Annotated in this window: 19 protein-coding genes and 4 pseudogenes; 9 read left to right on the top strand and 14 right to left on the bottom strand. The window is 56.2% G+C overall.

The window, feature by feature from the left end; all coding sequences use genetic code 11:
- The first annotated feature begins 44 nt into the window (after positions 1-44).
- The gene (locus tag ACYVB7_RS04930) at positions 45-1,070 is read left to right on the top strand and encodes a hypothetical protein (RefSeq protein ID WP_460505480.1); all 1,026 of its coding nucleotides are present in this window, start codon (positions 45-47) and stop codon (positions 1,068-1,070) included.
- A 9-nt stretch (positions 1,071-1,079) separates the two neighbouring features.
- Entirely contained in the window at positions 1,080-1,406 is a 327-nt protein-coding gene (locus ACYVB7_RS04925) for a hypothetical protein (RefSeq protein ID WP_460505715.1), read from the top strand.
- Between the two features lie 28 nt (positions 1,407-1,434).
- Here the strand turns inward: ACYVB7_RS04925 and ACYVB7_RS04920 are convergent.
- Positions 1,435-1,548 (bottom strand): annotated as a pseudogene (locus ACYVB7_RS04920) (helix-turn-helix domain-containing protein); the annotation flags it as partial.
- Between the two features lie 204 nt (positions 1,549-1,752).
- Here ACYVB7_RS04920 and ACYVB7_RS04915 point away from each other — a divergent pair.
- Positions 1,753-2,471 (top strand): annotated as a pseudogene (locus ACYVB7_RS04915) (IS1634 family transposase); the annotation flags it as partial.
- A gap of 75 nt (positions 2,472-2,546) precedes the next feature.
- Here the strand turns inward: ACYVB7_RS04915 and ACYVB7_RS04910 are convergent.
- The 8 genes and pseudogenes from ACYVB7_RS04910 to ACYVB7_RS04875 form a co-directional block, all read right to left on the bottom strand.
- The gene (locus ACYVB7_RS04910; protein WP_460505707.1) at positions 2,547-3,875 is read right to left on the bottom strand and encodes an endonuclease/exonuclease/phosphatase family protein; all 1,329 of its coding nucleotides are present in this window, start codon (positions 3,873-3,875) and stop codon (positions 2,547-2,549) included.
- A 397-nt stretch (positions 3,876-4,272) separates the two neighbouring features.
- The gene (locus ACYVB7_RS04905) at positions 4,273-5,199 is read right to left on the bottom strand and encodes a zinc dependent phospholipase C family protein (protein ID WP_460505479.1); all 927 of its coding nucleotides are present in this window, start codon (positions 5,197-5,199) and stop codon (positions 4,273-4,275) included.
- Between the two features lie 12 nt (positions 5,200-5,211).
- Complete coding sequence (locus ACYVB7_RS04900; protein WP_460505477.1) at positions 5,212-6,243, bottom strand: hypothetical protein; 1,032 nt, start codon at positions 6,241-6,243, stop codon at positions 5,212-5,214.
- Position 6,244: 1 nt separating this feature from the next.
- Positions 6,245-6,565, bottom strand: a complete 321-nt coding sequence (locus ACYVB7_RS04895) for a DUF2914 domain-containing protein (protein WP_460505706.1) — start codon at positions 6,563-6,565, stop codon at positions 6,245-6,247.
- A 1,343-nt stretch (positions 6,566-7,908) separates the two neighbouring features.
- A pseudogene (locus ACYVB7_RS04890) lies at positions 7,909-8,415 on the bottom strand (IS5 family transposase); the annotation flags it as partial.
- Between the two features lie 977 nt (positions 8,416-9,392).
- Positions 9,393-10,085, bottom strand: coding sequence for an HAD family hydrolase (locus ACYVB7_RS04885; RefSeq protein WP_460505476.1), 693 nt, complete (start codon positions 10,083-10,085; stop codon positions 9,393-9,395).
- Between the two features lie 41 nt (positions 10,086-10,126).
- Positions 10,127-10,735, bottom strand: coding sequence for an HAD domain-containing protein (locus tag ACYVB7_RS04880; RefSeq protein WP_460505474.1), 609 nt, complete (start codon positions 10,733-10,735; stop codon positions 10,127-10,129).
- Positions 10,732-11,550, bottom strand: coding sequence for a hypothetical protein (locus ACYVB7_RS04875; RefSeq protein ID WP_460505473.1), 819 nt, complete (start codon positions 11,548-11,550; stop codon positions 10,732-10,734). Before ACYVB7_RS04875 ends, ACYVB7_RS04880 begins: the two co-directional genes overlap by 4 nt.
- 948 nt (positions 11,551-12,498) lie before the next feature.
- On the opposite strand from ACYVB7_RS04875, the gene ACYVB7_RS04870 reads away from it, so the two are divergent.
- The 3 genes from ACYVB7_RS04870 (at position 12,499) to ACYVB7_RS04860 (ending at position 16,926) form a co-directional block, all read left to right on the top strand.
- Positions 12,499-13,407, top strand: a complete 909-nt coding sequence (locus ACYVB7_RS04870; RefSeq protein WP_460505471.1) for a TnsA endonuclease N-terminal domain-containing protein — start codon at positions 12,499-12,501, stop codon at positions 13,405-13,407.
- Positions 13,398-15,656: a transposase gene (locus ACYVB7_RS04865; RefSeq protein WP_460505470.1), complete on the top strand. Its 2,259-nt coding sequence runs from the start codon at positions 13,398-13,400 to the stop codon at positions 15,654-15,656. The genes ACYVB7_RS04870 and ACYVB7_RS04865 overlap by 10 nt, the downstream gene beginning before the upstream one ends.
- A 154-nt stretch (positions 15,657-15,810) precedes the next feature.
- Entirely contained in the window at positions 15,811-16,926 is a 1,116-nt protein-coding gene (locus tag ACYVB7_RS04860) for an AAA family ATPase (RefSeq protein ID WP_460505468.1), read from the top strand.
- A 34-nt stretch (positions 16,927-16,960) separates the two neighbouring features.
- Here ACYVB7_RS04860 and ACYVB7_RS04855 read toward each other — a convergent pair whose 3' ends face one another.
- From ACYVB7_RS04855 to ACYVB7_RS04845, 3 genes are all read right to left on the bottom strand, one after another.
- On the bottom strand, positions 16,961-18,313 hold the full coding sequence (locus tag ACYVB7_RS04855) for a TniQ family protein (protein WP_460505466.1): 1,353 nt from the start codon (positions 18,311-18,313) through the stop codon (positions 16,961-16,963).
- Between the two features lie 426 nt (positions 18,314-18,739).
- Complete coding sequence (locus tag ACYVB7_RS04850) at positions 18,740-20,479, bottom strand: TnsD family Tn7-like transposition protein (RefSeq protein ID WP_460505464.1); 1,740 nt, start codon at positions 20,477-20,479, stop codon at positions 18,740-18,742.
- Between the two features lie 188 nt (positions 20,480-20,667).
- Positions 20,668-20,796 carry a hypothetical protein gene (locus tag ACYVB7_RS04845; protein ID WP_460505463.1) on the bottom strand — a complete coding sequence of 43 codons (129 nt, stop codon included), beginning with the start codon at positions 20,794-20,796 and terminating at the stop codon, positions 20,668-20,670.
- 92 nt (positions 20,797-20,888) lie between these two features.
- Here ACYVB7_RS04845 and ACYVB7_RS04840 point away from each other — a divergent pair, with 92 nt between their 5' ends.
- A complete protein-coding gene (locus tag ACYVB7_RS04840) occupies positions 20,889-21,308 on the top strand; it encodes a hypothetical protein (protein WP_460505461.1) in 420 nt (139 codons plus the stop codon).
- Here ACYVB7_RS04840 and ACYVB7_RS04835 read toward each other — a convergent pair.
- The gene (locus tag ACYVB7_RS04835; RefSeq protein ID WP_460505459.1) at positions 21,305-22,060 is read right to left on the bottom strand and encodes a 4'-phosphopantetheinyl transferase family protein; all 756 of its coding nucleotides are present in this window, start codon (positions 22,058-22,060) and stop codon (positions 21,305-21,307) included. The two genes, ACYVB7_RS04840 and ACYVB7_RS04835, sit on opposite strands and share 4 nt — an antisense overlap.
- Positions 22,061-22,365: 305 nt before the next feature.
- Here ACYVB7_RS04835 and istA point away from each other — a divergent pair, with 305 nt between their 5' ends.
- Both istA and istB read left to right on the top strand, forming a co-directional pair.
- A complete protein-coding gene (gene istA / locus ACYVB7_RS04830; protein ID WP_460505457.1) occupies positions 22,366-23,970 on the top strand; it encodes an IS21 family transposase in 1,605 nt (534 codons plus the stop codon).
- The gene (gene istB / locus ACYVB7_RS04825; protein WP_460505455.1) at positions 23,960-24,781 is read left to right on the top strand and encodes an ATP-binding protein; all 822 of its coding nucleotides are present in this window, start codon (positions 23,960-23,962) and stop codon (positions 24,779-24,781) included. Before istA ends, istB begins: the two co-directional genes overlap by 11 nt.
- Positions 24,782-24,891: 110 nt before the next feature.
- Here istB and ACYVB7_RS04820 read toward each other — a convergent pair.
- Positions 24,892-25,245 (bottom strand): annotated as a pseudogene (locus ACYVB7_RS04820) (transposase family protein); the annotation flags it as partial.
- Positions 25,246-25,258 lie beyond the last annotated feature (13 nt).

Below are 25,258 nucleotides of genomic sequence, written 5' to 3'. Positions count from 1 at the left end.
ACGAATCACCTCTTTGGTCTAGGTCTGTTTGGGAGACATCACGAATGCCAACGGCATCTGACTACTTCGATGTGCTGTCCAAGAACGCTCGGCGCGAGCACGATGCGTGGTGGTTGGTCAGCGAGAGGACTGGCACACCGGAGAGCCGCCGCGCCAAGCTTCAGGCCACGCTTCGGTACTTCGGGCAGGATAAAAAGTTCGATGCCTTATCCGACGCCCTAGAGACCTTGCCAGCCAAGTCCGACCTGAGTCCCGAACTACGCGGTCTGCTAGACCAACTGGTCAGCGACCTTGTGGACTACGTGCGGCCTGGCGATCTGGACCTGTATCGAAAAATCCACTTTGGCATGCTTCCACTGAGCTCAGTAGATGGATTCTGCGTGAATCGAACACTGACCGGTGAGCAACTCGACGGCTATCTTGTGGTCATAAACGAAGGGCTTTGGGTATGTGCTCAGCTGTTGGCCAAAGCGTTCGTCTTGGAGAACCTCGGCGGAGATTTTGAAGAGTTCAAGCGGTCCGGTCGGGCCGACTTTGACGCCGCGCTCTCCCACTATTTGTCGCCGTCGGTCATTAACGCCCAAAAAGTCTTCTTCGAGAGTGTTCCTCCGGATGTGGAAGGTGCCTTGTCGGCGGCGCAGTCGTCAATGGCCATCCTCATCATGCAGTTCGTAGTCATGCATGAAGTGGGCCATGTGGTAGGCCAGGACTTCGACTTGCTCGGGGCTTATCGACTTCACCTTGACCATGCCTTCGATGGTCCGCCCGTAGCCACGGATCAACATTGGGTGGCAGAGTACGCTGCGGACGCCTACTCGCTTCAAGCCATCTGCGAACGGTCGGGTACTGACGTCAGTCGTTGGGCGAACTTCATAACCGTCTATGTCTTTTTCAACTGGCTCGCTAGGATAGAGGCCGTGCTTAGAAGGTCGTTGTGCCCCCTCCATCCGCCACCGTCTGAGCGCGGAGAGCGCCTCCTGCAGTGGATGCTGGCAAGATACCCCGGTGCATCCGAGTCAAGAGAGTTCTTGACGCAAACAAGAAGCATCCTAGCTACTTGGTCAGCCTAAGAGGAAGTTATGCAGAACGTCACCTTCGTGATCAAAACCAAAGCCCCCGAAAGCCTACTCACGTCCCCTGCGAAGCGCGGTCCAGATGACCCGGACGTGGTCCTTGAGTTTGGGCTCGCCCGACATGCGCCAGGAATCTCGACGACCGAGGTACTCATCAACGTTGCGATTGGTCTTGCTAGCGGAGTTCCAGCTGGCGTTGCAGCGAACTGGCTCTTCGTGAGGCTAGGCCTCGGCCGTGACACAAAGCTCTACGACCAAACCGGAACTCTTCTGGCATCCGTCAAGGAAATTGAGTCCAAGTTGGAGACATTGAGCAAACAGGTGCCGAACTGAGTGGACTGGCAGCCGCTTGGGGTCGGGCAGCATGGAGCCACTTCCTGACCGTGTTTCTGGACAGCCCCGGTCTTTTGGCTATCTCGCTGTTGCTCAAGCCGTCTCGCAGCTTCATGCGCCGCACTCTTCCCATCATTTCCATGGTGATCACCTTTGGTTTGCTCCTGCCAAAAAATTCAGCAGTCGCGTGATACACCCTGGTCAATTTTGGGTTGGCACACCCCTTATAAAGTGGTCAGTTTTCGGTTGGCGTCAACACATCCTGGAGCCGATCAATGCACAGGCCAAGACCTTGGCAAAGGATGGTAGCGAGGCCACGGACACGGAGGTGCAGGACTTGATTGCAGAAGTCCAGTGGCAGGGCTTGCGTTTGGTGGTGGCACACAACCCACAGCAGGCGGCTGAGCAAACCGCCCAGCGCCAATCGCGCATCGATCAATTGCAACAACGTGCCCAGCAGCTGGTGGGCAAGCTGGACTCGCAGGATGCGGGCAAGGTGTACCGGGGCCGAAAGCTGTCGGATGCGGGGGTGACGGCACGCTTATTCCATGAGGTGAGCGAGGCACACCTGTCACGCATCATCAAGGTGGATTTGCAGGCCACACTGTTCACCTATGACATTGATCAGGCCGCCCTGGCGCGTGCCCAGGCCATGGATGGCAAGTTGTTGCTGGTGACCAATGTGGCGGATTTGACGCCAAGCGAGGTGGTGCGCCGCTACAAGGCGTTGGCCGACATTGAGCGGGGCTTTCGGGTGCTGAAGTCCGAGATCGAGATTGCCCCGGTGTTCCACCGCTTGCCCAGCGCATCAAGGCGCATGCGAGCATTTGCATGCTGGCTTTGATCCTGTACCGGGTGATGCGTCAACGCCTGAAGATGAGTGGCAGCGATTTGTCGCCTGAGGCCGCTTTGGCTGACTTGTGCCGCATTCAGCATCACAGCGTGAGCATCAACAACGCCGCACCCATTGAGGGTGTTTCCTCCATAGCCCAACGTCAGAAGGATGTGCTGGCCGCATTGAAGATCAAGAAGCCTCTCCAAGACACCCAATTGAGCCTGTTGTAGTGGCAGCCGAGAGGCTTGGCCTATACAAATCAATGACTTAGCGTGGTTGGTGTCGAACTCGGGCGACCACGATTGCTATAACTTAATCTCAGTTACCAACGGACAGTGATCTGATACTGCAATCAAGGGGTCTGGACGACTGGCCGTTGACTGAAGAGAACTTCCAAGAACCCCAATCCCAATCTTGTTTGTGCTCACCACTGCGGTTGCTAGGTTCTGCGACACAAGGATGTGATCCAGACCGACCGGGTTCCGGCAGCCAAGGCCTGCCTTACTGCTCAAGAGCTTTTGCTGCTCAATGGTTGGTATCCCTGTTTTGGAAGCGCCGCAGGCTGCTTCAAGCTCCACTGAGCCAGAGCACTTGGGCGTGAGCAGCTCGGCCTTGGATGAAACCGGCTGACCATCGTTGACTTCCATGAGCAGGTTACGGGTGCGAACCCCGATCACCAGCGGCGTTGTGAGGTCTGCGGACTGGTCACTTCGCACTGGTTCTGCACCTGAGACTTGGTTGAGTTCGTGTGCCAGATTGCGGTTGAAGTCACCCAGAACCACAAAGTGATCCACACCAAGGCCAAGCTTCTCGAATGCGCTTTCGAGTGGCCGCACCTGCTGCTGCAGCACCGCGCAGGCGGCCACGGACTCATCGTCTAGACGTCCCGGATTCTTGTCGAGAGGGCTGACGCAGCTCGACTTCAGATGGACCGTAAGGAAACGCACCTTTTTGCCAGCCAGCGTGAGCGTTACGCTGTACGCTGGACGTACCTGATCTTTGGGAAGTGCGTCAGGCAGCGACACCTCGTGAACCGCACGGCAGGTCTCAGCCGCGTCACCGAACTTCTTGCGCCAAGCAAAAGCCAAGCGCTGAATCTTGTAATTACCATCGAACGAGCACACGTTGTAATCGGCGGCGGCGCCCCCGAGCGCTTCGACCACAGCCTGTGTTCCCGACACCTCCTGGAACGCGATAACGTCTGGCTGCACGTCACGTGTGAGAACCTGACTGAGCTGCTGAACACGCCTTGCGTATGCTCCAGGAGTGATCGCAATACCCTTGTGGTTGGCGGTCTGATAGACGCTACATGGCGGCATGATCGCCAAGTCAACCCCTTCGAGAGTGGCTCGCGATTCAGTGATTTCCCAACCGCGCTTGGCATTAGGTGCACCCTCCTGCGTGAGATCCCAAACTTTGGTCGCCCGATTCTTGACATAGAACTTTTCGCATTGGGTAATCCAAGCTGGCACCTCTGCTTTTGAAACATGCCAGCCAAGATTCCAGGTTGCAATGCGGAAGGTTTCGGCCGATGCAGGCAAGGAAAGAGCCGTGAACAAGATGGCACACGCTGCGCAAATCGTAGAGTGAATCCGGATCATAAATACCCCCTCAAAATCCAGAAATAAGGTCACGGACAAGCCGTTGGACTCAGCGAAAAAGTGCAAGTGCGACCTGGTTCGTCTCGCCATGGATGTTTGTCCATGCCAGGAGTACAGGACAGGTCCTCAAGAAGCGCCTTCGTACCATCCTCAGTGCAAACCATCAATACGACACCCTTCTCACCACGCTGCAGACGAAGTGTGTCTGAGCCGAGTTGCGGCTTGAGTAACGGATTGTCTGCAAACGCTTTGTCGAATAGGGTTTGATCGCTATCCGACGCGCCCGTCGGGCTATACAGGACTGCAGCATCGACGTAGGCCGTTAGCTTCGTAAGTGCCGACGCTTTGTCGAACATCTGCTGGGGCTCTACAACATTCGAGCAAGCCAGAACGACTATTGCCGAGGTGGCGATGAGCCAGAGTCTCCTCATCATTCTTGGCTCCTCCAGAACACGTACTTGCCTGTCGACACCGACCTTCCGGTGTCCAGGTTCCAGTCTTGAAGACCATCAAGGAAAGCCCTGTTGTTGCCACTCAATGCGTTGTCGATTCCCGACCAGACACTGATGATGTTGACCACTGCACGGTCAAACAGTTGCTCGTACTTCATGAACCCTTCAGGAGTCTTGAGGTTCTCCGTGTACGCTTTGTTCAGACTCTTCACATCCGGGTACAGCAACCCCTCATTGGCGGCCACGTGCCGTGCGAACGGAAACAATCGCGTAGCTGCCCCGACACCCTTTAGCACTGTGCAAAATCCCGTGTGCCAAAGGTCTGGCTTGGCCTCCGGGCCACCGTCCTTTGCGGCATTCGGGTAGCTTGTGGCGAGCATCTGGAGCCACATCGTCTTGACAGTGGGATCCAGTAAGAGCCCATTGTTCGACGCACTACAACTTGCGATCCCCGTGTTCAGGTGCTTCGTCAGTCCGACGTCTCCCAAGTCCATTGAGTTGAAAATCAGCGAATCCTGATGCATCTCGCATTCCCGGTGTGCTGCCTTATTCTGCTCATAGGGACCCACGATGCCTTCGACGATGGGGTGAATGGTCATGTCTGTCGTCATGTGACACGCAAAACCGAAGAGCCAACTGATTCCCTTCTCTCTTTCCACTCCTTGGAGCTTCTGCACTGCATCGACGCCCGCGCGCAGCAGGGTGGCTGTGTTCTTGTAGTGCATTTGGTCTGCCCAGAAACCCTGCCCAGGACCTCCCAAGTACGGATAGTCGGGGCTAACGCACCCGAGTTCAGCAAACGCAAGCCTAGTGCCCAGCGCGTAAAGGCTCGAATTGCTCAACTTTCCTCTGGCTTGGCTTTTTGCCCTGTTGACAGCAGTAATGTGTGCATAGGCACCTGACATCTTCAATTCCCCCTACTTTGTCGAGAACGCACCAATCAAACGGTCCAAAAGGGTAAATAACACTTCCACGCTGTAGCCGACCAGGAGGGCCACCGCAAAGGTGCTGACCGCCCCCTCGGAAATACCTGTGCTGGACGGAAACAACTTCGCGGCTGTAAAGCCGGCAACCATGCCCATGTAGTACCTGGAGCGATGTAGGATGGCCCGCTCGGGTGCGTACGCCATCGCTCGGATGTCTTCAGCCAACGCGCGGCTCACGTATAGTGCGGCCCCAAGGAAGCTCCATGTGATGGGGAGGATGAAGGCCCCCAGCAGGGTGAGCAAGCCCTCGAGCACACTGAGAACGCGCTGGGACAGCTCGAAGCTGGCTTGCGGGTCGCCGGGGTCCTTGATGGTCCAGTCCTGCCAGTACAGCAGCTTCTTCATCCACTGAACTCGCCTCTCGGTCTGCTCATTCGCGTCTTCAATCGTCAAACGGGAAACGGCGATTTCCCTGTTCAGCCGACTGATTTCTTCGGGACCCGCCTTGGCTGCCTCTGCCTTATTTTTTGCTTGTTCCAGTTCGTTCAAACGATTAAGGTTCGTTCGAACGATCGCTTGCGCTTCCTTGTACTTGGCGGTGGTGCTCTCACCTGCTTCGTAGTACGACTGGAAGACAGCAACCAAGAACAAGCCAATGAGCGCCCAGAAGCGTGCCCGTCCGACAGCAGCCTCGGACATGCTTTTCATGATTGGCATGTCCGCGCCGCTTCGACTCAACTTGGCCCAGAGCGTCGCCCAGGTTGCCGATGTGGTTTCTGCCGCATAACGAACACTCTCTGAAGTTGCGGGCTTGGTCAATGCCGAGAGCTTCGCCAGGGCAGCCCAGAAAGACTCCTGAGTTTCAAATGTTTCTTTTTCCGTCGTCTGCCTACCGATTAGGGTTTGTGCGCCAACAATCTGGGTTACTAGCGCGGCAGGTATTTCGATGCCCTTGACACTGGCGTATTCCAGTAATCGCTGAGCGTCCTGAACGGCCTTATCAAGTGAGGTCTTGTCGGTCATATCAGCGTACAAAGAAGGTCCACCGGCAAGGCGGCGTTTCACAGGGGACTGGCTTACCGTCTGCGTATAGAACCCGAACGACCCAGGTGCCTCGCCAAAGATTCTGCTTGTGGCTCCACGTTCGCCAGCGGAAATCCCTCCCTTCTGCGACCGAGGAGACCAGACCACCTCGGTCAACGATTGCACCAACACCCAAGAGTTTTGCGACTTCCTGCTCGTTCTCTTGCTCTGGAGACAAGGTGTCCGGGTCCACAAGCAAAGGCGACTTGAAGGCCCATTCATGAACAATGGGTAGCTTGCCTCTCGTCTGCAACTCAGTCATCGTCTTCGGACCTCCTTTCAGGAGTGTCCAAAAGTGAAGCGTCCCCACGACAACACCTGACCTGAGTTGGTCGATGAACTGACGGTCATGGACGCCCGATGTCCAGACACCCTGAACCACCCGCATGTCCTGTGCTGCTACTTGAACCGGAGCAAGCGGAGCCCCTCCCAGGATGGCCAACACCACACCCAAAACTCGAGACCTATTACCAAAAGCGAATTTCATGTCTTGTCGCTCCTATACCGGCCGACGGTCACAGGAGGCAATAGTCAGGACGCTTTCCTGGTAGGTCTGTCCAGCATCTCTATAACTGGAGACCTCGACAGCAGTCCCACCAAATTCGCGGACCGCATCCAGATGGGTGCACCCTTGCACTAAGCCTAGCATTAGCAGAATCAAGCCAAATCGGGCCAGTGCAGGGGCTGCTGATGTGCATCTTCTTGTCATAACCTCCCCTCGAAATACGAAGCCGAAACGGCGCAAGCGCTGCTTCGAGTGATGCGGTCGCAGAGTGATCTGGACGACCAACGCACATAGGGGGAGAACTGGCGGACAAGTCGCGCGAACGCTTTTCGCAAAAGTGAAACAGCCATCCGGTCTGAGCGGACTCAGTTAGCTGTGATTTCGGGCATTGAAGCCCCCTCCCGTTTGTGTTTGCTCATTTCAAGCGCTCACCGAGAATTTGTCAATCGGTATTCTTCCTGAACGGGCGGCTACAAGGGGCGACCGAATCCAGTGGTTCCAACTTGGAATGCTCCTGCTTAGCGCAGCAGCCTGCACCGCGCGTGTAAAGCGGGAGCCAACTGCGCTCGGTTTCAACGCAATGCCATGCTGAGTAATGAAGAGGTGCGGGCTCCCTGCCCCGTGGATAACTAGCTGTGGTCGGACTCTTTGCAGGTACCAGCTCAACATGGCCGCAGCTTGCTGTGCTGTTTCGATTCGGTTCCAAAACGAAAACCGAGTACAGCTCACACCAATAAATGCGTTCGGATCAAGCCTCAACAACAGTGGAATGTTCAAATGCATGCACCGTGCGGCAATAAACATCACTTTGTCGCGAAGGAGGAGACGTCGGTAGATTCCGATGCGCCGACTCACCTCATGATCAATAGAAGCTATCAACAGATCTACTGTGTCGTCCAACACGCCGTGACGCACAACCGCTCGATATCTCTACCAGACAGCATACGAGCGCCAGAAATTGTTAAGGAAGGTCTGCACAACACCCGCCGCGTCGTGAGTTGGCGTACTTGATGCCAGATGGCGGAGATTTCAGCATTTCGAGGGCCGTTTCAAGGCTGATTTCCCCCCATTTCGCGGCCCTTTGCCGCATTTGGACGCACTCATCCCCGCATCTCTTGCAGCAACGTGCGCCGCACCATCCACAGGTTGGACAGCGCGAACAGCGTGTGCAACTGCGCCGTGTTCTTGAGCAGGCCCCGGTAGCGCACCTTCACATGCCCGAACTGGCGCTTGATCACCCGGAACGGATGTTCAACCTTGGCACGGATGCGTGCTTTGACCTGCTCCAGCTGGTCCAGGATCGCGCCCCTCGGCGTGCTCTTGTCCAGCGCCTTGCGCTTGCCCGGCCGCATGGCCACGTGCCAGTTGACGTCGAGTCCTTGGGTCTGTGCTCGCTTGTCCACGCCCTGGTAGCCCGCGTCGGCAAAGACATCCGTTTCCTCTCCGTGCACCAGTGCATGCGCCTGCGTTACGTCGTTGACGTTGGCCCCCGTGCCCACCACCGTGTGCACCAGGCCCGAGTCCGCATCAACGCCAATGTGGGCTTTCATTCCGAAGTGCCACTGGTTGCCCTTCTTGGTCTGGTGCATCTCGGGGTCTCGTTCACCGGGTAATCCCCCAAAATCACAATTTTCGGATCTGTACTGACTTTTTCAACGGCCTATTAGGGCGAACACGAAATACCACGCGCATGTTTCATACTAGGCGCACGATAGATATCTTGCGAGCGCGTTATGGAACATGCGCGTGATATGCACCATTCGCCATGCCCATATTGAACAAGTCTCACGAGTGCGAAGACTCGGACATTGCCATCCGGAACGCCGCGTCGATTTACTGCCTGACAGAAGTTCATGAGTACCAATGCGGCCCTGCCAGGCAGGTCCGGATATCGTGTTCAGCGATGGCCGATGGGCTCGGTACGTGGCAATGGCAAAGTTCGTTAGGGGTGGCCGGGCTGATCGTGTAATCGCCCAGCTCAGTGTGGCAATCATCCAGACCAACTACCATGCCAAGCTGATTCCTGGATCAGATTCATCTCCAGCTACGACCGCACACGCTCGAATCCTGATGCGGAACGGGCGCAGTCTTCGTGTGTCATCCCGCTCAGATCAGGATTCAGCGTATCGAGCCACGCCCGAGCCGCCTCCAAACTGTCCTGGCGATGAACGCGAGGTGGCCAAGCTCCGACAGGCGCTCATACTCCGGGCTGCCAGACTCTGCACCCACCGGGGCCATGCTGTCCCATGCGAGCATCTCAGCCTGGAAAGCCTTTTCTTGTTGGACTTGGGCGAGGATAGCCCGCCTGGCGTCATCGGACAGCAAGCAGGACAGTGGTGACGCTTGCCTCAACTGGTTGCCCACCTCGGAGGTGTCCAATGCGGCTGCCTAGTCCCGATCGCCAATGATCTGCGCCCAGCGCTCGCGCAACGGCCTGGATCGGCTACAGACATGCGTGTCCCAACGGGCCAGGGTGGCCAAGGCTTTGTCACATAAGGTCGGATCAGCCTGCAGCATGCGCACCGCTTCCTGGTGCATAAGCCAGCTTTGTCGGTCTTGCCAGTCATGTCCCTGTTTGATGCCATCAGGACAGTTCATGTGAGACCCTCCTTCCATCTGCAAGTTGGTGTGACCCAAACGCCCGCAGATCAGGGAAACACGCATCCGCACACTCCAGCATCTTCCCAGTGTTCGGACTGCCATCAGGATCCCGCGTGATCAGCACCCGGTGGATCCGCTCATCCACCCCCATCAGGTAAGGCGCATAGTCATCGACAAAGCAGGCAGGCAGCAAGTCATTGAGCAAAGCGGCCTTCGGGCTGGTACCCGTTGCCGTGGGCACACTGTCTGTGGCGTACACGTGTGACAGCGGAAAGCCCAGTTCGCGCAGGTTGTGCCGACGGGCTTCCAGATGGCGGTCCTCCAGGGCCGTCACACAGATCAGTTTGTATCCCGCACGCACCAGTTGCTCGCAAGCCTCCACCGCACCGTAGACCGCGGGAATCGTGCGCCAGAACGTCTCATCGAACACCGCGCGGAACTGTTCCAGCGCCTGGCCGCTCAGGCGCGGCACCCCCCACCGATCCATGGGCCAGTAGGCGTGTGGGTTCACCAGCGTCGGTCTGTCACCGAATGCTCGCTCCCATGCCGCTCCGTAGGCGGTTGCGTAGTCCAGCAAGACACCGTCACAGTCCAGTGCGATGAGCTGGGAAGACTGAGAAGGCCGGGAGGATCGTGAAGATTGGGAGGTCTGTTTCATCAGGTTCATCTGCTTCATGGTTCTGACTGTTCAGTTTCATCCACTGAATGGTTTTTCGCTCAGCTGCACATCGCATCCAGCTGGGCGGCCAGCGCAGGCAGTTGGTCTGGCTGCAAGCCTTGTGTGCCATCGGTCTCGAACAACTGCGGGCAAAAAGGAGAGAACAGCCAGGACCGGTCATCCAGGGCCAGCCAGTGCAGACGTGACGGACGCCATGCCCGCAGCCAGGCAAGACACTGGGCTTCACGCTCATAGGCCAGTATCCGGTCTGGCAACTGGGAGTGGTCGGGCATCAAGGGATTGATGCCCACCACCCGCTGGCAAAGCAGTGGTTCGGCCTGCAGCCACTCGTTCACCTTCACCATGGGTTTCAACCGCCAAACAGAAGTCGCGCTTGTGGTGACGGTAGTGGCGGGAAGGGTTGTGGAACCAGTGGTTGCAGCGTCAGCCCGCTCATAGCGCCAGTTGCTCGACACGACCACTTCCACCCATGGTCGGGGGAGCAACACGGTTGCCAACAGCGGCAGTGCTTCGAAGAACCGGCTGGGGTGACCGTACTCCGGGTGCAAGACACCATCGAAATCCAGGAACAGGGTGGCGGTGGCAGCGGCTGGTTCAGGCATGCCGATCCCCCACTCCAGTGGGGTGTGGACGACATCAGCGGTCATGACTTGGCATCCCTGGCCGCTTTTTTATCAGACCTTGTCCGATTTCCAGATATTTGTCGGAAGCGTGTTGAAGGATCCAGTTCAAGCGCCAACAAGTTGTCGCGAATCACCTCCAGCGGAAACTTGAAATAGCTTCCGTTGAAGTAAACACGGTTCCAATACAACCTTTCGATGCAGACGAACAAGCCCTCCCAGCGATATCGCAGAGGGGGATAGCTGTAAAGGATGCGTGGAAAGATGTCAAACGCGCACGCAGACGCCAAAAAATGCAGCGGATCATCCTCCAGTTCTTCACCTTTTCTGGCTAAGCAAATCAGCACGAGGAAAGCGTCAAGGGAGTACAGGTTTCGGATGCCAAGGATCTGGTCGCGAGTTGGGTTGGTATGGTGAAATCTGCCCCCCCAGCGACCATCTTTATCGACGAACAGGATCTGGCGGATGTTCATCGGGGATTCTTCAAGCAGCCGCAGCATCCAAGACATCCTCGGAGCTTGAGGGGCTAGCAGCGGCCATAAGGGCAGGTCACGCCAGAAATCAAGCTTTACCGCACCTGACGTTCGGGCATGGATGTGGGCGACTGTCGTGTCGTTGGGTAGTGCCTTGCCTTGCCGCCAACGCAAATACTTGTTGGACGACGATGGCTCACCAAACTTGGTGAAGGGCTGACGTCGATCCGCCCGCCACTCAATCCACTTGGCAGACTCAGTCCCGAAGTGGGAAGCCAGTGCCCCGAAGCAAACAGTGCCGCAGGCGCGTTTTACTTGATTTTTATGAGTCCCCCAATCACTGGGTTGATTGCGAAAATCAATAGGCATCCCTGATCTTCACGCATCGGGCTGCCTTTGTCACGCCCAGTTTCGTTTGAGCGGCAGGGTACAAGTTTTTTGAAACCCGTCCACTTTGCCATGCGCCGAAGCTCGCACTAACATTTGTAACCGTTTGCCCTGTCCTGGACAGTCCCTGTTTATGACGCATTTACCCATCAATCCAGACGCCTCTCCATCTGAGACCTCGTATGAAGGTTTCGAGCTCAGCTTGATCAGGGCCTTGGGCACAACAGTCGGCGGAAGCGAATTGTCCAGGGCGTTGGGTTACCCGACCCAAGAGGCATTTCGCAAGGCCTATCAACGAGGTCGCTTGCCAATCGCCACGTTTTTATTGGCTGGCCGACGCGGACGATTTGCCGCGGTACCAGACATTGCACGATGGATATGGCTACAGCGTTCAAACGAGTCGAACAAATGCGCCATGAGTACTGGAGGTGTGCAATGAGTCCCTGATTGAACCCCAAGGGCTGATAGTCAGGCGCAAAAATGAGAACGCCCTGAAGTTCGCGACACTTCAGGGCGTTAGGGTCTTTCGACACCACTCAATCGAAATTCTCCCCCGCTACCCAGCCGGTGTCAAGCCGCGTGCTCGCCTGTTTTCAAAATTCGATCCGCCGGAGCCACAGCCGCTCCTTGGGCGGCGGATCGTCGTGGGAGAAAGACTGTGAACACGATTTACATCACCATCGGGCTGATGTCGCTTTCGGCTAGCTGCCAGCGCAAGATTTTTCGGGTCCAAGATAGCGATTGGAAGCCCAAACACAAAGGCCAGGGGCTCCTCAGCCCAAAAAGAAACGGAAGCCGCGTCTTCGCGCAGACAGCGGATTCGACGCCAGAACTCGGAAAGACTGGGTTTCATTGGCCAGAAGCCACCTTTGAATCTCCGTGCGAATGCAGCTCAAGCCGCTCTTCAGACATTGGATGGGGAGGCGGCAAATGAGAACGGAGAAGAAATTTACGCCAAAAGTCCTTGCTCGTTTCCTGAAAGTGGGACGCGGCCTTGGCACCAATACGGACTACGTCCCATGGCACCGTGTTTCAAGATCTGATCCATCCAGTCACGGCAGATCCCACCTTCTTGTGTGGCGTGACCGTCAGCGGGAGTTGCTATCGGACGGGGAATGGACTGGACTTAACTTTGCATCGATGCTGCCTGGCTTGGCTGACCTCGTGGAGCAGTACCCGATCAGCAAAGAGGATGGCGCGCACGAGCTGAGCCGCTGGCGGGTTGGGATTGGCAAGCAAACCTATCCAGGTACCCTGAATTTGGCACGCCAGATGGGTATCAAACATCCCGTCGTGACCGATATCGACGAGACGGCCATCTGGACCAGCACCACAGACCTCTTGCTGGTTCTTCAAACGCCGGGGGCAAGAAAAATGAACCTGCTGGCAGTCTCATGTAAACCGAGCGAAGCCCTGGCTCCCCGTGCTAAACAGCTCCTAACTCTAGAAAAAACGTACTGGGAAGTGCGGGGCGTGACATGGCTGTTGATCACACCAGCACAGTATGACAAACGCGTCGCGCTGACCCTTCGCAGCACGTCCGCCTGGGGCTTGGCGAAGCCTGCCGCCGCACCCGAACTTGATATCGCCGCGCACGTCGTCCGGTCTATGCCCTTTCATCCTTACTCCGACGTGATCAATCGATTGGCCTGTATTTTCGGTGGGGCAGAGCAGCATGTCTACATTGCCCAGCGTGCACTTTGGCAAGCCGTTTGGCAAGGCAAATTGCCGCTTGATTTGCGCCGGAGTTGGCGCCCTCACCTGCCTCTCACACTGCTGCCGATGACGGAATTCATTGAATTAAATCCAATTGCATCCAGGAGGTCGGCATGTCTCTGATGAGCAATCAATCATTTCGCCTTGCAGGGGATGCTTTGGGCTTGAAAGCAGGGATCATTCGTATTGTGATGGATGCCCCGGAAACCAACGTCGTCTATTGCGTCCAGTTTTACCCTTCACTTCCGCCCGAGATCAAAAAGGGGGGCCGCCCGCGACTAGAACACACCAAGCGGGAGAAAAGGATTGTCAAACCACCGCTGGTAGGTCAGCTATTGCGCGTCCCCCGGCTGGAGCTGCAAGAGCTCTATGACGCCCATGAGTTAGTAGCAGTCAGCCTAGAGCTGCCAGCAATCTACTATCAATCACTCGCTGATCGAAAAACCGCTGAAACATTTGAACATCGATGCAATGTCATGAGCGAGTTCCTTGATTTGGAAAAGCTCAAGGAGGAACTGGTAGTGCGTGGCAACCTGGGGCGCCTGGTTCAAAACGCCGTGGTGAAACACAAGGTGAGCCGAGGCTACGTTTACAACCTTTGGTCCTTGTTGTGTAGGTTCGGATTGACATCTACAAGCCTGCGTCCCCGGTGGTATCTATGCGGAGCAAGAGGAAAACCTCGTGACCTTGGCAAAGATGGGCGCAAGAACAAGGCGGGTCGGAAGACCCTCGCACAAAGGATCAACAAAAAAATATACGGACACTGGGGAGAACCTGTTCAGCCGGGCATGAATGCAGACTGGCGCGCCCAAATCATCTCTGCAGACAAGCGCATCCCAATCCCCAAGCCGTCAATGCGCGAGCGGTTCAAGCAGATCGTGGCGAGCCATTTCGTGAAAAGCCTGACCTACGACGATGCAGGGAAGATCGTGGCGCTGGATCTTAAGCAAGGGGAGTACCCGAACTACCAACAGGTCAAACGCATCCTCACTGTCGAGACCAGCGCCCTAGAAAAAATCCTTCAGAAAACAAGCAAAGGTCACTTCAAACGCTCGCTACGCGGCATGAACAGTTGCAGTTGGCAAGGCTCCCCGGGCCCCGGCCTTCTGTATGCCATCGACAGCACCATCGGTGACATCTACTTGAGATCATCGGTGAACCCCGAGTGGATCATTGGTCGACCGATTGTCTACATCATCGTCGATGTGTGGTCCACGGCGATTGTTGGCTTCTATGTCTGCCTGACTGGGCCGAGCTGGGACACAGCCCAGGTGAGCCTGTTCAATGCAACGGCATCACCAGCGTTGTTGAGCGATCTCTGGGGTTACGAGATGCGCCAGTCCCTGTTTCCAGCCCCCACTCTGCCGGCCCGTCTTCTCTGTGATCGAGGCGAATACCTCTCCAAACGTGCGAAGGCAACGGGTATGAAGCTGTTTCTGGATCTGCAATACACGCCGCCTTTTCGCCCCGATCTGAAAGGCATTGTGGAGGTTCTTCATCGCATCTTGAAAGACAGTCAATACAACTTCTTACCCGGCGCAATGGACGCCCGCCGTGTGGAGTACGACCTCCGCCGCTCAAACCCCGCCGCCGCAACCATGAACGTTCGACAGTACACGCAGTACTTGAGCGAACGCTTCTTTATTTACAACCTCACAGCGGATCGAACAAATCGAATTGACGCCCATATGGCCGCAGCGGGTGTATTCCCCAGTCCTGCCGGACTCTGGCGCTGGGGCCACGCGATGGGTATCGGCTACTTGCGTGCCACTGCTCACGCAGAACTGGTCAGTCAACTCCTTCCAGCCGCTGAGGCTCGTGTAACACCACGCGGCGTACGGTTCAGGGGCAACTACTACGAGTCACCGCTCGTGGAAAAGGAACATTGGTCCACCTTCGCACGGACCTCTGGAGGCCGAGAGATTCCTGCTCAGTACTACCCAGGATCCGTATCGACCATCTGGACTCCAAACGTCAACGGTGATGGCCTCATCGACCTGCGGATCGCCGACCATGCGAATGCCTCACCGGAGATCACTTATGACGATATGGCTGACGCATTCGCCTTTCAACAATTAAAGGCTGCCGACATTGAGCACCAACGAGTATCTGACGCCGTACTGGGCTTGAAGCGCATGGAGGCTATCCGCCAGCAATCTATAGAACAGACTCGTATCGCTCTTGAGCGAACCAGAGGCCGAGCCCCTTCGATCACAGAGGCCCGCTCCATCGAAAATGAAATCGCGGCGCAGCTGGATCACAACGAATTTCGTGGCACTCGAAAAGCCCGAGTCGAGGTTCAGGAGTCACATGTCCGAATGATGGAGGACATCTTTGCGGCAAAGGACAGGGAGGATGCCAATGACCGCTGAACCCACATCTCCACACGACCCGTATGCTGACAATATTTTAGTTAAGGGGCTCGGCCCAATCCGTGCTCGGCAGGAGGTTGCGAGTTCACTCGTTGCGCTGCCCAAAAGGCCGCCCAAAGATATCGGAAACGTTCCGCGTCATCTTCGATTGCACATGCTGATGGACGTACGCAACCTTTACATTCCGAGCATCGAAGGGCTTCAACTCTTCGAGTCCATCGACATGATGATCCGTCAAAACTATCACCATCTGCACCCTTCGTCTGCGAGCACCTGGAGCAAAATCAGTGGTGAGCCAGTTCAATTCCAGCTACCTCTTAACGCTCCGGCCTTCGGAGCCGCCGTGGAGGGTGTATCGGGCGCCGGTAAGACTCAAGCAATCAGAAGATGCTTGGGGAGCTACCCACAGCAGGTCATCAAGCATGCGTCGTTCTTTCGGATGACAAATGGCTTGCAACAAGTTGTCTGGCTATCGCTCGACGTCCCTGCAAGTGGCAAAGCAACTGACCTGGCTGCCGCACTAATGACTGCCTGGAAACGGGTCACAGGGAGCACCCGCTTTGACAACACCCTGCATGGAGAGTGGCGCAACGGGATGCAGATGCTGGAAGAATGGAGACAGGTTGCATCAACCCATTTCCTGGGGCTGCTGCATCTCGATGAAATCCAGAATTTCTTCAAGCTTTCAACTCTGGATCGACGTAGGCGGCGCAAAGTGGGAGAAGCGCCGCCAGAGCTCAGCATTGTGGAGGATCAGTGCATCAAGTGGATCCTCACATTGATGAACACATGGCAAATTCCGCTGCTGGTTTCCGGCACGCCCGATGGCATCAGCGCGTTGACCAGGCGACTGAGCAACGCCGAGCGAATCGTGACCTCCGGCTATCACGCGTTCAAGCACTTTACGGACGTTGAGGACCCGGTGTTTCGACAGCAATTTCTGCCCAGGTTGGGCCTTTATCAGTACGTCGCACGGCCCTTACCGGTTTCGAATGAACTGGCTGAACTCATCCTGGAAAAAACTGCAGGTGTGCAACGTTTGATCATTGCCTTGTGGGTCGCCGCCCATCGTGTGGCTTTTGAACGCAAAGAAGATGACCTGCGGCTTGATGATTTCCGCGTGGCGGCGGACTCCTATCTCGCTCCCGTGGGTCCCGCCGTCGATGCCCTGCTCAGTAACGATCCCAAGCGCATGGACAAATACGAAGACCTGGTCACCCGGGACCAAAGCTTCTGGGCTCAGTTCTGGGGCCCTGTCGGGAGTACTTGAGAGCGAATATGTGAGTATCAATGATGGAGCCCGTTCAATGAACTGACTCCATCATTGCGACCATCTGCGTTGGCAAGATCTGCTTTGCTCGTCGGGCCCTAGGCCTTTCGCTGTGTTGCGGATTCATCTTCTTCAAGGCTTTGGGCAAATTGGGACCGCACATTCGCAGCAACCCCTCGAACCTGTGCTCAGACAGCCCTGCAACCCTCGCACTGGCTGCAAAAGAAAGCCGTTGAAGATAAAAAGCTCTCAAGCCTGCAACGCTGCCAATCGCCTGCGGGTCGTCCACATCTGAAAGCGTCGGGAGCCCGAGGTCTAAAAGTGCCTTTCTCACTGTGTAAGCCGGAAGATCCAACTTCTTCATCACTTCACTATGAGCACCCATGGCCTCGACATACAGATCTATCAAGGTATCGTCATCAGGTAAATTGTGTACGCGTCGATGGCGGCGTCCAACTGGTGCAGGGCTACTGTGACAAGCATCTGATAGCGCGTTAATCCCCGCGTCAGCACTGTCAAACAGTACGGCCAAGACCAAGAGGTAAGCGGTGACAGAGGACGCCGAAGTTCTCAGATACATCACACCGTCGATCTGGTGTGAGAAAGAACCAGGCTCCTTGTCCAAGATTCCATGGAAAACCGACCCGAGCCATTGGCGAGGAAACACCTCGATGATTCGGTCGCTGATCAGACCTCCCTTGCTCTGCCCCGGATTGGTCTTGAACCCCAGGGACCGGCCCAGGTCACCCAACATTGGAGCCAGTAGCGCAACGCTGAATGGATTTGGTTGATCGTAAAGTGCAGCTGCTAAATCCAGGAACCTCAGAACATACCTGTTTTTCAATGCCTCATCCACCCACCCGTACGGGATGGCTTCACTGGTGCCGACGAACTGAACTGGTGCATGTAGAAACGGATCCCCGGACGACACAAAGTGCAACGGCGTCATGTGCTTTGAGCACCATAGCTGCCCGGGGGTTTGATGGTCTCGGCGCCAATAACTCACCCCATGAAAGTGAACATCGGCACCCACACAATCTTTACAGAAGTACGCTGCGTGATACGTTCTCTGCATCGCCGTGTAGTTGAGTGCCGTGCCTTCCCCCTCACTGCCATGGGCAACTTCCGGGCGGTATGAAGTAATTCCTCGTCGCAACGGCAAGGTGGTGTGCCGCTGTGCAAACTGAACTTCAGACATGGCCGCCATTCGACTAAGCAGCGCATGGACGGTCAGCTCGCGTCTGCTGGTTCCTTCGTGCCCAAAGTGCGCTGCCATGGCCTCCGTCATTTCCTTCAGATGCCTGTAGCCATTGATCCTCATGATCCGGCCCAGGTATCCGCGATCCAATTCCTCTGGCAAAGGCGAAGGCTGCACAAGCATGTTCATGACCGTTCTCCTCGTTGTGGTGAACCAGGTATCGTGTGATTCAGGACAGCCAGTGACCGAATGACAGCTGCCAAGGCCTTGGCATGTGAAGCTGACCCATTCCACGTCGCTTGAAGTGCCTCAATAAGGTCTGGGTTGGCCCGCACAGCGTCCGCGGTGACCCCACCCTGAAACCGTTCAACAAAGAGGCAGACCTCTTCAAACAAGCGCGAAGCCCTTACCGCATCTCCTTTGAGAATCCGACTGACCTGGGGTTGACTTGCACCGACATGTGCGGCGATGTCGGCTTGTGCGATCCCATGGGCTTTGCAGACTCGGCGCGCGTTTTCGGCACGGGCGCGTAACTTTGATTCGATCATTCGTAAAGCATATCTCAATACATATTTGCATATCAAGTACACAACAAGTTGCCGAGGCAGGACAGAGTTAGATAAAGGAATCGGCGGAAGGCGGCGTGGCCTTCATGGCAAGCTCAATGGCCAGCCGCGTCATGGGCAAGGAATCCAGCGAATTCATCTTGGCCCTGAGCTCTGGGATAGCTTGATACAGCTGCCAAAGCCGGACGCGACGCAGACCTCGCTCCGTCATCAGATGTAGCGCAGTCTCACTGACTTGGGTGCTCAAGTCCTGGTCACGGGCAGTCCAGTCCACGGGCGACGTCCGCTTACGATTCCTAGGTGGAATCGGGGCAGGTTTGTGGGTGTTCAACCATGCACGATCATTGCGATACAACCACGCATATTCTCTCGGTACCATCTCCCTCATCCACTTGAGGCCGAGGGCTCCATTGGCCTCAAGCTGAGTCAGCCAAGCATCCCTCGCACGGTCACGCACTTTGGCCTCTCTTGATGCGCTCCAGGCAGCGTGCAGACCTGGCTCTCCCAGCAGTATCCGTGTGACGGTTTCGACTGATACACCAGCTGCTGCCGCGACATCAGCTTTGTCTGCGCCAAATTGCAACTGCCTCACTGCCTGCGCTCGCACAATCGGAGAGAGCTTCTTTGGTCTTTTTGACAGGTGGAGACCCATGCTTCCCGCCCAAACTATCGCGGTCTGGGTATCGATGCAGATCGCGCGGGCTGCCTGCCGCACTGACCGACCCTCTTCACGAATCAATCGAGCTAAGAGTTCTCGACGCGAATCCTCGACGTCAATCTCCGGTGCAGGTCTACTTTCGATCCTTGGCAATTCTGCTGATTTGAATACCTGCGCGCATACCTCTTCGAACTTCGCTGCCGTTCCAAACAACCAATGGATGAGCATCAAGTGGCGTAAGGGATGAGTGCCAGAGCGCGGAGGACTGAGCAATCGTGACAGTAGAGTCGATGCTTCCGCAGCATCTTTGGGTAGTCCGGAAAATTCCGGAACACCCCTGATGAGTTCAGCGTACTTGAGAAACGCACCGGAGATCTCAAACCTCCTGAGGTGGCCAGCACTTGTGATCCAATTACGATGCCGCAGCTCATGCCGGTAAACCTCGTGCAGGCGAGCAACAGCAAGCGGTTGTTCAGCACCTCGACGGACGATGTTCTGAACAAGCGTTGAAAGGCTCATCAGCGCATCGAGGGTACGAGCATTGTCTATTGGCACGTGCTGCAAGTCACCGCTATTGGGTAACAGCCACTGAAAACGCTGGACCCCCGTCGCCTTGAGTGTTGATTGAAGCAAAGGCAATCTGTGCGATCCGCACGCCCAGATACCTGGATATTGATGCTGCAAGTGCCAATAAGCCCAACCGGTGGTCTGTGCATCATGCTCCATGCATAGGGGACATGCCTTGAGGGGATGGTTCGACCGAAATCGACTGGTCAGGATTCCCAATCTCAGCTTGAGATGGGACACGTTGGGCCCGGCCATGGTGCATATGGCATCATCGACTTCATTCGACGCCATGAAGGATTGGTAGTACCTCAGCAGGGTATGTACTTGCGCGATGGTTCGAACGTCACCTGCAGCCTCGCCCGTTCGGTCGACGAATGCCTGCAGAGCGTTCGGAAAATCGTGATGGGCACCTGCACGTGGTCGCCCGAAGAGCAACTCACTGGTCTTTGCCGCAGTGGTGTGCCCCCAAAGAAAATGGTGCCGACTCACCAGGCTGAAGAATGTCTCATCTGGAAGCCAAGACAGCAGCTGATACTGAGGGAAAAGGCCGTCGAAGGGGCGCATTTTCGAAATCTACCAGGGCTTCTCTGGGCAGGATAAAGACATCGGCTCCAGTCACCCTGGTCTATACATCCAAGGCTGGCACCACTTGAAAGGCACCTGTATTCAGAACCCAGTCGATCGGTAACCGGGAAGCTGAGCAACGCTTAGCATCTCACATTAGTTTTAGGTCAGCTCTGCAGCGATTGCAGTCATTGACCCGGCACCGGCGAACTCACGGTCACCGACACAAAGCTGACCTTCAGCCAGATGACCGGTTCCGGCGTGAATGTCAGCGATGCGGTGAACACATGCCGCCCGCAATCCGACTCGACCGCCATGTTGCGTCAATGGCCGGCCTTTCCCGGGGCGGCTGACTCGGAAGCATCCCCAACGTGGCGGCAGGCGGGTCCAAGAAAGAGGAGATAGCACCATGAACGGATATCGGCGAAGCCATACCACTTACCTGGAGCCCATTGATGGCTCAGAAGATCTGCTGCTGACCATTCCCGACGAGATCCTGGCCGCCGAAGACTGGCGAGTCGGGGATGTGCTGGAGGTGGAAGCCAGCGGGGGACGCATCCTCTTCACCAATAGGTACAAGCGTGAACGGAAGCGCTCCTGTGGCGATGCGAACGTGGGTGCAGATACAGACGCGCAAAAGAACGCGGATGCTCAGCCAGCAACCCAACGTGACCCACAACGTCGCCGAACATTGCGCTCCAATCGGGTCAAACTGGCGAAATTGAATCAGACTCCATCCGTCACACCATTGAAAGGTAAGGCGGCATTGAATTTGTTGAAAAAACTGGGGATCGTTGGGGATGCGACAGCTATTGAAATCGCGAATTAAGGTTGCAATATAAAAAAAGTACAGACTACATCCGGGCGGAGCAAACGAAATTCAACCATACATCGACGACCGTGCTGGAAGTTCTTTCCAAGATCTTCAGCAATTACGAGCGTCAGTCTCCCAGTATCGTCAGGAGGCTCAATTACACGTGCAGCGCTGAAATCAAAGAATCGTCCAACCGAAGAAAATGCCGCCTTGTAGATACTTTCTTTTGCAGAAAATGCAATAGTTGAAAGCATTGCGTCAGTGAATTTAGCAGGAGAACCCTGCAGGCATGCGCGCTCCCTTTCATCAATAACTAATTCGTGCAACGCCTCAAAATCACAACGTCTGGCGACTCGCTCTATATCGATGCCTATTCCACTAAATGCATCTGTTTTAGGAGCAAAAACGGCAGCCGCAAGACCGGCAGTATGAGTAATACTCCCTATGTAACCAAGCGGCCACAAGGGTTCGCCCGATGATCCAATCAAAACATCGTTATGATTAACACCAATATCGGACATAACCAACTTAGCAGCCAAGCGGCCGTAAAAGAACTCAGCCATACGCTTATTAACACTCTTAGTGATAATCGGAGGTTGAGCAATCGTCGCAAGTTCAAAATACGAACTATCAAATTTAAGTTCGTTGAAAGTCAGCAAGCAAGTGGCTATATCTGACTCAAACAATGGTATAGGCAACCTATCAACTGTATGAACACCAACAGAAGATAGGCCCTCGCAAAGTTCGGTGGATTCAGGAAAGCCCAAGAAGCGTTTGGTATGTCTCTGAATGGCAGATCCCTTTGACAGATATGAATTAAACAGGCTGACTCACGCAAATTATAGCGCCGAAAGCTACAGTGCCTACACCTACAGTAACGGCTGCAGGCCAGCTAAGCGCGCGGACAAGCAAAGACCAGAACAGCACTTGCTCCCTGACGAATCTCAACGCCTGATTGTTGACGCCAACCGAAAACTGACCACTTTATGAGGGGTGTGCCAACCCAAAATTGACCAGGGTGTATCACGCGGCTGCTGAATTTTTTGGCAGGAGCAAACCAAAGGTGATCACCATGGAAATGATGGGAAGAGTGAGGCGCATGAAGCTGCGCGACGGCATGAGCAACAGCGAAATTGCCAAGAGAACAGGTCTGTCCAGAAACACGGTCAAGAAGTGGCTCAAGGCTGCGGAAGACGAGGCACCGAAATACAAGCGGTCGTCAGGCAAGCCCACCAAGCTCAGCGCGTATGAAGACACGGTGGTTGCGGCGCTCAAAGCCGACGCACACCGCCCCAAGGAACACAGGCGCACGGCACGCGCCCTGTTCGCCCAGATCAAGGCGCAGGGCTATCAGGGCGGGTACACCGCGCTGACCAACTTCATCCGGGCCTGGCGTGAGCAATCCGGCAAAGAACCCCAGCGGGCATTCGTGCCGCTGAGCTTCGAGCTCGGCGAGGCCTTCCAGTTCGATTGGAGTGAAGAAGGCATCGTCGTGGGCGGGGTGTACTACCAGGCCCAGGTGTCCCACATGAAACTGTGTGCCAGCCGGGCGTTCTGGTTGGTGGCCTACCCCAGCCAGGGGCACGAAATGCTGTTTGACGCCCACACCCGATCCTTTGCGGCATTGGGCGGCGTGGCCAGACGGGGCATCTACGACAACATGCGAACAGCGGTCGACAAGGTCAAGAAAGGCAAAGGCCGCGTGGTCAACGCCCGCTTTGCCGCCATGTGCAGCCACTACCTGTTCGATGCCGATTTCTGCAACGTCGCCAGCGGCTGGGAGAAGGGAGTCGTTGAGAAGAATGTGCAAGACAGTCGTCGGCGCATCTGGATCGAAGCCCGGGAGAGGAAGTTTGGCAGCTTTGCCGAGCTCAACGCCTGGCTGGGCGAACGCTGCAAAGCCATCTGGGCCGACACGCCACACCCGCAGCACCGACATTGCAGCATCGCAGATGTGCTGTTGCTGGAGCAAGAGCACCTCATGGGCATGCCACATCCCTTTGATGGCTACGTGGACAAGCCCGCCCGTGTCAGCAGCACCTGCCTGGTCACGGTGGCGCGCAACCGATATTCGGTGCCCTGCGAATGGGCGGGCACAGTGGTCAGTACGCGGCTGTATCCGAACAAGGTCGAGGTAGTGGCGACCGAGCGAACCGTCTCAGGGCGCGCAGGACGCGAGCGTGTGGTGGCCAGCCATGCCCGTCTGGCTGACCGTGGGCACACCGCTTACGACTGGCAGCACTACATCGATCTGGTGCAAAGAAAGCCAGGGGCCTTGCGCAACGGCGCCCCGTTCATGGACCTGCCAGCGCCCTTGGCCAGTTTGCGTCAGGCACTGATGCGCCGTGAAGGAGGAGACCGGCTCATGGCCGAGGTGCTGTCACTGGTGCCTGCCTCCGGGCTGGATGCGGTGCTGGTGGCGGTGGAATTGGTGCTGGAGCATGCATCGCCCAGTGGCCAGATCAGTGTCGAACACATCCAGAACGTGCTGGCCCGCCTGAAAGACCCACAGCGTCCACCACCGGTACACACCCACCTGACGCTCAAGGATGCGCCGCGGGCCGACACCACGCGGTATGACCGATTGCGTTGTCTTGGTGGTGCTGAGGCCACGGATTCAGCAGAGTCCACCGCCCTGGTTGCCGTGGACACACAGGGGGATGAGCATGCGAACTGACGTACTGGCTGAACTCAAGGCCTTGCGACTGCATGGCATGGCACAGGCCTGGAGCGAATTGCAGGCCCAGGGCAACCACCACGGGCTCCAGACTGAAGGCTGGCTGATGGAGCATTTGCTGCGGGCTGAACATGCCGAGAGGCACATGCGCTCCATCGCTCACCAGATGAAGAGCGCCCGGTTTCCGTTGCACAGGGATCTGGCCGGATTTGACTTCACGGGCTCAGTGGTGGACCGTTCATTGATCGAACAACTGTCCGACCTGTCGTTCACCGAGGCCGCTCACAACGTGGTGCTCATCGGTGGTCCTGGCACGGGCAAAACCCATCTGGCCATTGCCTTGGGTGTGGCGGGCGTCACCCGCCAAAGCAGACGTGTTCGGTTTTACTCGACTGTGGATTTGGTCAATGCGCTGGAGCAGGAGAAGGCGCAGGGCAAGGCTGGACGCATTGCTGCTGCACTGCTCAACGTGGATCTGGTGGTGTTGGATGAACTGGGGTATTTGCCGTTCAGCCAAGCCGGTGGTGCACTGCTGTTTCACCTGCTGTCCAAGCTGTACGAACACACCAGTGTGCTGATCACGACCAATCTGGCGTTTGCCGAATGGTCCAGTGTGTTTGGCGATGCCAAGATGACCACGGCACTGCTGGACAGGTTGACCCACCACTGCCACATCCTGGAAACGGGAAACGATTCATACCGTTTCCGGTACAGCTCCAAGCAGACACGGGTTCAGGGCAAAGCCCGGGAGAAGGCCAGACAGCAGGCAGGAAAAGATGCCGTCCAGACTTCGTTGGATGAGCCCTTCTGATGGCGTCAATCAGGTAGCCAAAATCAAGACCAAACCCAAAAGAAGGTAGAGTTATCCACAGCCGGGTGCCAAACACCCGGCCTTCGATCCCTGGTCAAAATTCAGTTGGCACAGGTGGTCAATTTTGAATTGGCACCAACAAGCAGGGTAAAGCCGCTGCCTTCGCGCGCCCAGGGAGCCGCCACCATGGTGGTCTTGCCACAGGCGGTGCAAGCCACACGGGGAACATCGGCATGTAGCCAGGCTTCGTACTGAAAGAAGTCCAGGTGCCGCCAGGATTTGCTGACCCTATCGTGTATGCCTTGGGCCTCATGGCCGCAGTGTGGGCAGCTCAGGCGCTTGGCATTGCATTGCACCTCGAAGTCGATGCGGCGCTTGGCTGTGCTGAGCTCGACGTGTTTGACTTGCCAAGGAGTTTGCAAACCAAGGGCTGCGGTGAACAGGGCTTCTGTGCTCAGGCTCATCGGGGTGAATGGG

This window comes from Hydrogenophaga soli (genome assembly GCF_054777695.1).
This window is presented reverse-complemented; position numbering and strand designations above follow the sequence as displayed.

Coding starts and splice junctions, on each gene's coding strand:
- ACYVB7_RS04930 (WP_460505480.1), top strand. CDS start 45: ATGCCAACGGCATCTGACTACTTCGATGTGCTGTCCAAGAACGCTCGG.
- ACYVB7_RS04925 (WP_460505715.1), top strand. CDS start 1,080: ATGCAGAACGTCACCTTCGTGATCAAAACCAAAGCCCCCGAAAGCCTA.
- ACYVB7_RS04905 (WP_460505479.1), bottom strand. CDS start 5,199: ATGTCAGGTGCCTATGCACACATTACTGCTGTCAACAGGGCAAAAAGC.
- ACYVB7_RS04900 (WP_460505477.1), bottom strand. CDS start 6,243: ATGACCGACAAGACCTCACTTGATAAGGCCGTTCAGGACGCTCAGCGA.
- ACYVB7_RS04895 (WP_460505706.1), bottom strand. CDS start 6,565: ATGACTGAGTTGCAGACGAGAGGCAAGCTACCCATTGTTCATGAATGG.
- ACYVB7_RS04885 (WP_460505476.1), bottom strand. CDS start 10,085: ATGAAGCAGATGAACCTGATGAAACAGACCTCCCAATCTTCACGATCC.
- ACYVB7_RS04880 (WP_460505474.1), bottom strand. CDS start 10,735: ATGACCGCTGATGTCGTCCACACCCCACTGGAGTGGGGGATCGGCATG.
- ACYVB7_RS04875 (WP_460505473.1), bottom strand. CDS start 11,550: ATGCCTATTGATTTTCGCAATCAACCCAGTGATTGGGGGACTCATAAA.
- ACYVB7_RS04870 (WP_460505471.1), top strand. CDS start 12,499: ATGAGAACGGAGAAGAAATTTACGCCAAAAGTCCTTGCTCGTTTCCTG.
- ACYVB7_RS04865 (WP_460505470.1), top strand. CDS start 13,398: ATGTCTCTGATGAGCAATCAATCATTTCGCCTTGCAGGGGATGCTTTG.
- ACYVB7_RS04860 (WP_460505468.1), top strand. CDS start 15,811: ATGCTGATGGACGTACGCAACCTTTACATTCCGAGCATCGAAGGGCTT.
- ACYVB7_RS04855 (WP_460505466.1), bottom strand. CDS start 18,313: ATGAACATGCTTGTGCAGCCTTCGCCTTTGCCAGAGGAATTGGATCGC.
- ACYVB7_RS04850 (WP_460505464.1), bottom strand. CDS start 20,479: ATGCGCCCCTTCGACGGCCTTTTCCCTCAGTATCAGCTGCTGTCTTGG.
- ACYVB7_RS04845 (WP_460505463.1), bottom strand. CDS start 20,796: ATGGCGGTCGAGTCGGATTGCGGGCGGCATGTGTTCACCGCATCGCTG.
- ACYVB7_RS04840 (WP_460505461.1), top strand. CDS start 20,889: ATGAACGGATATCGGCGAAGCCATACCACTTACCTGGAGCCCATTGAT.
- istA (WP_460505457.1), top strand. CDS start 22,366: ATGGAAATGATGGGAAGAGTGAGGCGCATGAAGCTGCGCGACGGCATG.
- istB (WP_460505455.1), top strand. CDS start 23,960: ATGCGAACTGACGTACTGGCTGAACTCAAGGCCTTGCGACTGCATGGC.